At 50.9% G+C, this 10,434-nt stretch carries 9 protein-coding genes; 1 reads left to right on the top strand and 8 read right to left on the bottom strand.

All coding sequences use genetic code 11. The features are described from left to right. Positions 1 to 137: 137 nt before the first annotated feature. The 7 genes from H9I36_RS09120 to sdaAB form a co-directional block, all read right to left on the bottom strand. Positions 138 to 1,094: an ABC transporter ATP-binding protein gene (locus H9I36_RS09120; protein ID WP_187385040.1), complete on the bottom strand. Its 957-nt coding sequence runs from the start codon at positions 1,092 to 1,094 to the stop codon at positions 138 to 140. Continuing rightward, positions 1,094 to 2,086: an ABC transporter ATP-binding protein gene (locus tag H9I36_RS09115; RefSeq protein ID WP_187385039.1), complete on the bottom strand. Its 993-nt coding sequence runs from the start codon at positions 2,084 to 2,086 to the stop codon at positions 1,094 to 1,096. Before H9I36_RS09115 ends, H9I36_RS09120 begins: the two co-directional genes overlap by 1 nt. A 14-nt stretch (positions 2,087 to 2,100) precedes the next feature. Beyond that, positions 2,101 to 2,982, bottom strand: a complete 882-nt coding sequence (locus H9I36_RS09110; RefSeq protein ID WP_187385038.1) for an ABC transporter permease — start codon at positions 2,980 to 2,982, stop codon at positions 2,101 to 2,103. Positions 2,983 to 2,986: 4 nt separating this feature from the next. Further along, a complete protein-coding gene (locus H9I36_RS09105) occupies positions 2,987 to 3,922 on the bottom strand; it encodes an ABC transporter permease (RefSeq protein ID WP_187385037.1) in 936 nt (311 codons plus the stop codon). Positions 3,923 to 4,006: 84 nt separating this feature from the next. Then, a complete protein-coding gene (locus H9I36_RS09100) occupies positions 4,007 to 5,521 on the bottom strand; it encodes an ABC transporter substrate-binding protein (protein ID WP_187385036.1) in 1,515 nt (504 codons plus the stop codon). 173 nt (positions 5,522 to 5,694) lie between these two features. Further along, a complete protein-coding gene (gene sdaAA / locus H9I36_RS09095; RefSeq protein WP_187385035.1) occupies positions 5,695 to 6,579 on the bottom strand; it encodes an L-serine ammonia-lyase, iron-sulfur-dependent, subunit alpha in 885 nt (294 codons plus the stop codon). Between the two features lie 3 nt (positions 6,580 to 6,582). Beyond that, positions 6,583 to 7,251, bottom strand: a complete 669-nt coding sequence (sdaAB, locus tag H9I36_RS09090) for an L-serine ammonia-lyase, iron-sulfur-dependent subunit beta (RefSeq protein ID WP_187385034.1) — start codon at positions 7,249 to 7,251, stop codon at positions 6,583 to 6,585. A 347-nt stretch (positions 7,252 to 7,598) separates the two neighbouring features. Here sdaAB and H9I36_RS09085 point away from each other — a divergent pair, with 347 nt between their 5' ends. Then, the gene (locus H9I36_RS09085; RefSeq protein ID WP_187385033.1) at positions 7,599 to 8,036 is read left to right on the top strand and encodes a single-stranded DNA-binding protein; all 438 of its coding nucleotides are present in this window, start codon (positions 7,599 to 7,601) and stop codon (positions 8,034 to 8,036) included. Positions 8,037 to 8,061: 25 nt separating this feature from the next. On the opposite strand, the gene H9I36_RS09080 is transcribed toward H9I36_RS09085, so the two are convergent. Further along, the gene (locus H9I36_RS09080; protein WP_187385032.1) at positions 8,062 to 10,302 is read right to left on the bottom strand and encodes a peptidase U32 family protein; all 2,241 of its coding nucleotides are present in this window, start codon (positions 10,300 to 10,302) and stop codon (positions 8,062 to 8,064) included. Between the last annotated feature and the right edge of the window lie 132 nt (positions 10,303 to 10,434).

Below are 10,434 nucleotides of genomic sequence, written 5' to 3'. Positions count from 1 at the left end.
GCTTGAATGTGATTTTATCGCTTACTCCTCTGCTCATACTTAAATTTTAGCATAGAACAAATCTTTTGTCTTTAAAAATAATCAGGGCTGTCCTTTCTTTTTGGACAGCCCCATCGTGTTTGAAGCGGATTGCGGTTTCAGCGGATGCAGCTGCAGGCGACAAAGTGATTCGGTGCGATTTCTTTGAGCTCCGGGTTTTTTGTGCGGCAAAGCTCTTCGTCGCATTCGTCGCAGCGTTTTAAAAACCGGCATTCGTCGGGCAAGTTGACGGGGCTCGTAACTTCCCCGCGGATCAAGCGGCGCTGCACTCTTTCTTTCGTCACTTTCGGGATCGGAATGGCGGAGAGCAGGGCTTTCGTGTACGGATGCGTCGGGGACGCGAATATATCGTCCGACGAAGCCTTTTCCACGAGCTGCCCCAAATACATGACGGCGATATCGTCCGAAAAATATTTGACGACGGCGAGATTGTGCGTGATGAAGATGTACGTCAGTCCCAAATCTTTTTGCAGCTTTTTCAAAAGATTCAAAATCTGCGCCTGAATGGAAACGTCGAGCGCGCTCACCGGCTCGTCGCAGATGATGAGTTTCGGCTTTACCGCAAGCGCGCGCGCGATTCCGATCCGCTGACGTCTGCCGCCGTCGAGTTCGTGCGGATAACTGTTCATAAGGCGGCTTGCCAAACCGACGGTTTCCATAAGCTCAAGGGTGCGTTTTTCAATAGCCGCTTTGCCCCGTATGAGTTTGTGTTCGACGATCGGTTCGGCGATGAGCTGCGAAACCGTCTGGCGCGGGTCGAGGCTTGAAAACGGATCCTGAAAAATCATCTGCATCCGCGTGCGCAATGGGCGCATTTTTCTGCGACTGTATTTCGTAATATCTTCTCCGTCGAAGATGATTTTGCCGCCGCTCGGTTCGATGAGTTTCAAAATGACGCGGCCGGTTGTGGATTTTCCGCAGCCGGACTCTCCTACGATACCGAGCGTTTTTCCTTCTTCGAGTGTGAAATTGACTCCGTCGACCGCGTGGAGCTGACCTGAGGGAGTCGCAAAGTATTTTGTAAGATTTTGCACTTCGAGCAATGTTTTTGCCATTATTTTGTCCCCCGCAATTTGAATCCGGCTCTGTCATACGCCGTACAGGCTACGTAATGCGTTCCGTGAATACACCGCATACCGGGAACGGCTGCGGAACAGCTTTCCGTCGCATACGGACAGCGCGGAGAAAAGGCGCAGCCCGCAGGAAGATTTGTCGGGTCGGGCATCATGCCTTTTATCGGTACGAGTTCTTCGCCCCGCTGTTTTAAGTTCGGCAGCGAATCGAATAAGCCTTCTGTATACGGATGCGCGGTTTCGTTGAAAATTTCCCATGCGCTGCCCGTTTCAACGATGCGCCCCGCATACATGACCGCAACGTTGTCGCAGATTTCCGCAACGACGCCCAAATCGTGGGTGATCAAAACCATGGACATGCCGAGTTTTCGGATCAGGTCGCGGATCAATTCCAAAACCTGCGCTTGAATGGTAACGTCAAGCGCAGTCGTCGGTTCGTCGGCGAGGAGCAGCTGAGGATTGCACGCGAGCGCTATGGCGATGATGACACGCTGCTTCATGCCGCCTGAAAATTGATGGGGATAATCGTATGCGCGCGATTCGGCGATACCCACGAGCTTCAGCATTTCTTTCGCTTTTTCAAACGCCGCTTTTTTATTGATTTTTTCATGCAGCATATACACTTGCGCAATCTGTTCGCCTACGGTCATGACGGGATTCAATGCGGTCATCGGATCCTGGAAAATCATGGCGACGTCGGTGCCGCGCATCTTTTCCAGTTCTTCCTGTTTCATCGCAAGAACGTCTTTGCCGTTGATGCTCACGGAACCGCTCACGATTTTTCCCGGAGGAGTCGGAATGAGGCGGAGTATGGAAAGCGCGGTCGTCGTTTTTCCCGCACCCGTTTCGCCGACGAGTCCGAGCGTTTGCTTTTTTTCCAATGAAAAGCTCAGCCCGTTTACCGCTTCGACGCAGCCGTCGTCGGTTTCATAATGTACAATAAGATCTTTTACTTCAAGAACAGTTTCGGACATAGTTTACACTCGTGTTATTTTTTCATTTTCGGATCAAGCGCGTCGCGCAAGCCGTCGCCCAAAAGATTCAACGCCAAAACGGTAAGCATTATCGCGATGCCCGGCGTTACGCACATATAACCTGCAACCCGCACGTATTTTCGCCCTTCGGAAAGCATCGCACCCCATTCGGGAGCGGGAGACGGTACTCCGATTCCGAGAAACGAAAGCGAAGATGCGGCGATGATCGTCGTGCCGATGAGCAAAGTTACTTGAACGATTATCGGCGAAAGGCAATTCGGAAGAATGTGCTTGATAATTATTTTCCACGTCGGAAGACCGAGTTCGTAAGCGGCTTCGACATACTGTTGGTCGCGGATCGTCATGACGGCTGCCCGCGCGATTCGCGTAAAGCTCGTCGCGCACGTAAAACACAGCGCGATCAAAAGATTTACCGTACTCGTTCCGAGCAGCGACACGATGACGACGGCGATCATGATATTCGGAATCGAATAAAAAACGTCGACGATGCGCATGATGATCTGATCGATCATACCGCCGTAAAAACCCGCGACGGCTCCGAGCGTAATTCCGATAACGAGTCCTATGGAGACGGCTCCGACACCGATCATAAGAGAGTAGCGTGCGCCGTAGAGGATGCGCGCAAAAATGTCTCTTCCCAAATTGTCGGTACCGAACCAGTGCTGCATCGACGGTTTTTGGAGAGCATTGTTGACGTTGATGGCGATGATGTCGTTGTCGTAATCGTAGATATAACCGGCTGCAAAGGAGACTGCGACGAGGGCGATCAAAAATATCATTCCGATGACGGCGCCTTTGTTTTTCAAAAGGCGATGCCATGTCTGCTGCAAAAGCGAGCGGCTTTTTACCGTTTCCTTTTTTTTATTGATTGACATGTTGTTATCCCTTTTTAGCGTACTGAGCTTTGATGCGCGGATCGAAAAAAGCGTAGATAAGATCGATGACGAGGTTCACTACGACCATGAGTACGCACGACATGATGATCGCGCCGGTGACCATCGGCGTGTCGCGCTTGGAAATGGAATCCACGATCAAGCGGCCTATACCCGGCCATGAAAAAACCGTTTCTGCGAGAACGGAACCGGTGAGCGCATTTGAAAGCTGCATACCGATAACCGTGATGATCGGGATGAGTGCGTTGCGTAAGCCGTGCTGAAAGATGACGTTTTTTTCACCGGCGCCTTTTGCGCGGGCGGTCGTCATATAATCCTGGCGGATAACGTCGAGCATGGCGCTTCTCGTCGTTCTGGTGATGAGTGCGGCAAAGCCTAAGCCGACGGTGACGGCCGGCAGTACGAGCGTATTGAGTCCGCCTTTTCCGCCGGAAGGAAACCATTGCAGACGGACGGAAAACAAAAGGATGAGCATGAGCGCGAGCCAAAAATTCGGCATCGAAACGCCGAATAAAGCGAAGACCATGCCTCCGGTGTCTTTCCACGTGTTTTGATGAATGGCGGTATAAATCCCCAGAGGAACGGCGAGCAGCGTTGCGATCAAAACCGCGGAAAACGCGAGTTGAAGCGTATTCGGCAAGCGCTCCATGTACGTTTTGAATACGTCTTTTTTCGTAACGTAGCTCTTTCCCAAATCCCCTTTGCATATACCGAGCATATATTTCCCGTAGCGGACGATAAGCGGATCTTTTAAGCCGAGCTCCATCCGGATCTGATCGAGCTGCGCTTCGGTTGCGTTTTCGGGAGCGATCGTAAGCGCGGGATCTCCGCCCGTCATATTCATGGCAAAGTAAATGATAAAAGAAGTTGCCAAAATTGCGGGAAACATGAGGAGAATTCTTTTTATAATATATTTCAGCATTCTAAAATACTCCGTCTGTATTGATAAGAATGACGACACCTGCGGACTTTTGCCGGAGGTGTCGTCTGAAAGCGGTAATGAAAATTATTGTTTTATATAAGCGTTAAACCATTCGTGGTCGCCGCCTGAGCGGAAGAAGGGCATAACAAGATTTTTATTGTAGGCAATGACGAGGTTTGCAATATAGAGCGGAACCTGCGGACATGCATTGACGAGATAGGTTTGCAGTTCTTTGCTGTCGGCCGCTCTCTGATCCGCGTCTTTGTCTTTGAGCACTTTATCGACGAGAACGTCCGCCGCTTTGTCCGAATAGTGATGGAAGTTCGAGCCGCTTCCGGTATAGAAGAGATCGCGGTATACGCAGTCCGGGCGGATCGTTTCATTCCATCTCCACAAGAACATATCCTGCGTTCCGGCTTTGCACGTCGCTTTGAGCGTCGCATCTTCCATCGTTTTGATTTCCGCGTTTATGCCGATCACTTTCAGGTTGTACTGGATGACCTGCGCGATGGACATATACGGCGAAGAGTTCGCGATCGTAAGCGTCGTATCGAAACCGCCGGCAAAACCCGCTTCCGCAAGCAGTTTTTTCGCGCGCTCCACATCGTAGCCGAAGCCCGGCATATCGTCGTAAAATCCCCACAAGCCGCGGTTCAGTATGGTCGTCTGCGGCGTTCCTTTGCCTTTGACCGCCGCCTGCATGACGGATTCGCGGTCGATTGCGCATGCGATCGCCTGGCGCAGTTTTTGATTATCGAAAGGCTTTTTGGAGCAGTTGACGCCGAAATAGAACAGACGAGTGCCGGCCTGTTCGTGGACGGTGATGTTCGGCGATTCTTTGAGAATGTCGAGTTCGTTGATGGGAGGATCGATACAAACGTCGATTTCGCCGTTTTGCAGTGCGATGACGCGGCTTGAAGATTCGAGCAGCGGTCTGAACGTAATGCGTTCTGCGATTCCCGGATTGTCGCCCCAGTATTTTTCATTTTTGACGAAGGTCGAATATTCGCCTTCCACCCATTTATCGAATATGTACTGACCCGAACCGATGAGCCACGGTTCTTTCATGCCGCTGTCGTAGGCGGCTTTCGATTGGATGCCGAACGGGATAAATGTGAGATTCATAAGATAGTCGTTCGAATAGTCGCTCATGTTCATGCGCACGGTGTAGTCGTCGATGACATCCGTCGAAGTGAGACCTGTAAGATTCGATCCGACGGGATTGGTGAGCGCCATGTCGTACGTGAATTTTACGTCCTTTGCCGTCAGCGGCGTACCGTCCGAAAAACAGGCGTTGTGAACGAGGGCGATTTCGATCGTATGATCGTCTATCCATTTCGCTTCGGTTGCGAGACAGGGGATGCGGCGGTTTTGTTCGTCAAGTTGAAAAAGCCCCTGATGGGTCAATTTCAGACAGATATTGTTGATTTGATCGGCCTGTTTTTGAAGATTGAGATTATTGATATCGACTGCCGAACCGATGATCAGCTCTTCTTTGTGACCTGAGCCCGCAGTTTCCGAGCCCTTTTTTGCGCTCGGCTTTCCGCAGGAAGCCAAAAAAAGCGACGCAAATAGAATAAAACCGACAATCCTTTTCATGTGTGATCCTCCAATTTTTTACACATAGGTATAGATTTGATAAGCGCTATGGTCGTTTGATAACGAATAGTATCTATCGGCTGAGAGCGTTTATAAAATATAATGATACCACATCAATATTTATTTGTCAAAAAAAATTATAATAAAATTAGAATATATTCATTTTCAAAAAATCAATCTTTTCCGAATACTTTCTCTTTTAATTTTTGTGCCGTGGGAGTCGCCGCAAGCCCCCCGAGCGAAGTTTCACGTAGAGAGGACGGCAGCGCTTCTCCGACTTGGCGCATCGCAAAAATGCATTCGTCTGCGGGGATTTCCGATGCGATACCGGCGAGGGCCATATCGGCGGCGGAAAATGCGATCATGAGTCCGGCCGCATTGCGTTTGATGCACGGAATTTCGACGAGGCCCGCTACCGGATCGCACACGAGACCGAGCTGATTGGAAATGGCAATGCCGCAGGCATCGGCGCATTGTGAAGGCGTGCCGCGCTGCAACTCGACAAGGGCTGCGGCTGCGATCGCGGCGGCGCTTCCGCATTCCGCCTGGCAGCCGCCTTCGGCGCCGGCGATATTCGCCTGATTCGCTATGACCATGCCGAAAGCGCCTGCGGTAAAAAGCGACATGACGACGGCGCGCCGGTCGATTTTTTTATCTTCATACATGGAAATCAAGCAGCCCGGAAGGATGCCGCAGCTGCCGGCAGTGGGAGCTGCGACGATTTTACCCATAGAGGCGTTGCAGCCTGAAACCGCCAAAGCCCGGCTCAGCGCGCGTGTCATAAACGAACCGCACAGCCCGCCGCCTGAAACTTCGGCATAGTGCAACATTTTATAGCCTTCGCCGCCGGTCAAGCCCGACATCGATTTTTGATTTTTTTCCTGTCCGTATTGTACGGCTTCGATCATCACTTGAAAGCTCTGATCCATTTTTTCATACAATGCTTCGGGAGTGCTTTCCATGTCCGCCGCCTGATCGGCGATGACTATTTCGCTTATCGTTTTGTTTTGCGCCAGTGCGGCTTCCGTCAATTCTGCAATCGATTTATATGCCAACATAGTTTAAATCGCCTTTATCAATAAAATGTGTATCACATTCGGAATGTGTTTGATATCTTCCGTGAGGCCGTCCGGGATCTGTCCGTCGACTTCGATCGTCATGAGAGCAGGCCCGCCTTTGAAAGACCGCGACAGTTTAAAGTTGCCGATGTTGATTGTTTTGTATTCTTCGAACATGAGATTCGTGACGGCGGCGACAAGGCCCGGCTTGTCGTAGTGCAAAACCAAAAGCGTATTGTTTTCGCCCGAAAAATCGACTTTCATATCGTTTATGCGAGTTATGCGGATATTACCGCCGCCGATACTCGATCCCTGCACGATAATTTTTTTTCCGTCTTTTGTGATTATGGAAATGCGTGCCGTATTCGGATGCGTGTCGGGTATGTCGATAGGAACGATTTCGTAGCGGATGTGTTTCCGCTCGGCGATCGAAAACGCGTCTCGAATTTCCGGAGAGTCGCTGTCAAAACCCATGATCCCCGCAAGCAGCGCTCTGTCCGTGCCGTGTCCCGCGTAGGTTTTTGCAAAGGAGCCGGAAAGTTCGACGGTGATTTCCGCCGGTTCGGCACCTTCGAGGATTTTATGTGCGACGCGCCCGATGCGCACCGCTCCGGCCGTATGCGAACTTGACGGTCCGATCATGACGGGTCCGATAATATGAAAGACGTTCATAGTTGTACCGAATCGGAATACTAGCATTACGGAGCATTAAAATCAATTACAGGGGAACTTGATCCACGGAAATCAATTTTTACCTAAAACGCCGAATGTCAAAAGGGTACCTTATATATCGCCCGTAAAGTAACAAAATTTTGCAAAAATGCATCATTTTGCGCTGTAAAAAACTCCGAAAATGAAAAAATTTCGCGATATATAGTATGTACGCTGCGTGCAAAAAAGCGTTTGCCGGCCGGCACTATACGCTTGGGCACCTCAAGAAAATCGACCGAGTTTTCAAGAAGTGCCCGCTTGATTTTGAAACGATAATACGGTTTGAGATCGGTATGACAGGAGTTTTTATGAATCAATTAAATTCGATCATTCTCGAAGGGAACATCACGCGCGATGTGGTATTTAAAGAGACGCCGCACGGCTGCAAAGTGTGTACGATCCCGCTTGCTGTAAACCGCTGGTACAAAAGCGGCGACGGCAGGGGTGTCGAAGAAGTTTCATATTTCGATGTTGAAGCGTTCGGTAAGATGGCCGAATACTGTGAAAAACGCGTTACGAAAGGAAGAGGGCTGCGTGTCGTAGGCAGGCTCAAGCAGAACCGCTGGAAAGGAGCGGACGGAAAGAATGTGAGCCGTATTACGATCATAGCGGAACATATCGAATTCAAACCGCAAGTCGGACAAAGGGCGAATTCGGATGCGGAGCTTGCAGGTATAGCGGAGGCTACGGCTGCATCCGCCGAAGAATTCGATCGCATGGATATGGAAGAAACGGCGGTATTTTAGAAAAGGGGACTGTCGTAAAAGTCGCTTACTTTTTCGACAGTCTGTCCGATATGTTTCGACCGACGGACTTTTTTGTATGAGGACGGCTTTCCTGTCCCCGCGCTTTTTGCTCCTCGACGCGTTTCGGCGAGTAAAAGCCTTCTTTCCAATTAAAGCGGTACGCGCCGTCGAGCGGGATTTTTTTTACAAGCGAATTCATCACTTCTCGCAGCTGGGGTTTTGTCACCTTCGTCTTCGAAAAGTCGAGCAAAATGCGTTTGATGCCGTCGCTGTAAAGAAGATCGCATTTATCCGTCACCGAAAACGCGGTTTCCGGCATGACGAACGAACCGTCCGGCGTCGAATTGACTTTAAACGAAGCACCCTCTTTATCGGTAAAATACGTAAAATCGTATGAGGGCGGCAGTTTGAAGCGCAGGCGGAAAAGCGCGGGATATGCGAACACGGGCACGAGGATGCGGGAGCGGACGGAAGGCGAAAACGTCGCCAAAAGATTTTTGCGCGAATTCTCATAAGGCATAACGAAGGCACCGATGTTTTGATTTTCGAGCCACGAAACCGCCCAGCGGTTGAACGTATAGAGGTAGGGACCGGCGATGACGTTCGCGCCTTTTTTGCCTTTAAGCAGCGCGATATGAGCGATATTGTTTGCGATAAACGTCGTAAAGCCGTCGCCGATGAGCGCATCGAGCGTTTGCCGCAATGAGTTTTCGGTTTCGGGCGGACAAAAGGGATCGAGAGAAATGATGAGCTGCTTTTTGGAAAGGGGCAGCACCGTTTTATGATTGACGAAGTCGTATGAAGTTTCCGCGTTCAGTTCGATGATGACTCTTACCGGATGTGCGGATTGGACGACGAACACGTCCGCTATGGATGACACCTGTACGTATAAGCCTTCGGGGAAAAACTGCAGTTCGTTTTTTCCCACGGGGGTTAAATCGAGCACGGGAAGTTTTTCGTCCCCCGTCTGCCTGCGGAAAAGCGACACGTCGCGCGAGATGACTCGAGGATAGCGCTTCGATGCGGCTTTCATCTGCAAGAGGTAGACGCTGTCGCCGACTTGAAAACCGCCGGGTACGTCTATCCATCGAGTGCCGTCTTCAGCCGTTTCCGCGTTGCGCACTTTGCGGCTTACGCGGCCGGAATCGTCCCTGCGATGCAATCGGATCGAATCACCGGGATCGGGATCGTAAGAGCCGCCTTTTAAACGCGCCATCTGCACGCGAAGCTGTTCCGGAGGAGTATCCGGCGCGGCATTTTCCTTTTCCGCTTCGACGAGGGCGGCAGGCGCGTCTTTCAACGCAGCGATTGTACCGAGATAGATGCCCGTACCGCCCGCCTGATCGGGGTTCAATATCGCATCTCCCGCCTTTTCGACGCCTTCGGCTTGCGTTTTAAAATTATACCAATACGACGATTTCGAACGGGCAAAATCGGATGCGAGCATGCGCTTCGCCGTTATGATCGCGCCTTTTTTATCTTCCTTCCAGTGATCCATAACATAACGGTAAGCGGCTACGACGGTACCGACGTACTCCGCGCTTTTCATGCGCCCTTCGATTTTAAAAGAAGCGACGCCCGCCTCTTCGAGGTCGGGGATTTGAGAGACGAGTTCGAGATCGCACGGTGAAAAATAATATCCTTCCGAAATACCGCCGCTTTTTTCCGCCGCATAATAGCGGCGGCACGCCTGCGTGCACATACCTCGGTTTGCCGACTTGCCGCCGAGAAAACTTGAAAAAAGACAGAGTCCCGATTCGCTTACGCACAGCGCGCCGTGCACGAATACTTCGAGTTCGGCCGTCGTCGCAGCTTTTATCGATTTTATTTCTTCGAGACCGAGTTCGCGTGCGAGGACAACGCGCTTTACGCCTTCCCTGCTCAAAAGGTTTACGCCCGCTGCGCTTTCGACGTTCATCTGCGTCGATGCGTGCAATTCCATCGACGGAAAAAACTGCTGCGCCATGCGGATGACGGCAAAATCCTGCACGATAAGCCCGTCGGGCTTTACCCTGTCGAGGTAGGCGAGGAGCCGGTACAGCTTTTCCGTCTCATGCTCTTCGCATACCGTGTTGACCGTAACGTATATTTTTTTGCCGAGCCGATGAACGGCATCGACAGCCGCTTCGAATTGATTCCACGCAAAGTTCGTCGTACGAAGCCGCGCGTTAAAGCTTTTGAGACCGAGATATACCGCATCGGCACCTTCGCCGATAGCCGCGTCGAGCGATTCGATATTACCCGCCGGCGCCAATAGTTCTGCCATAATCGCAATTATAACAGAAATCGAAGCGAAGCGCCACAGGATCGTTTAACACAGGATCGTTTAACACAGGATCGTTTAAAAGCGCCGTTCAAATGGCGTGCGCTTTTAAACTTTGCGTTTTCTTTCCAAAAT

Origin of the sequence: Treponema sp. Marseille-Q4130 (assembly GCF_014334325.1) — a bacterium.
In the GTDB taxonomy this organism is placed as follows: Bacteria; Spirochaetota; Spirochaetia; order Treponematales; family Treponemataceae; genus Treponema_D.
Note: the sequence above shows the minus strand (reverse complement) of the source record. Positions and strands in the feature narration are given on the sequence as shown.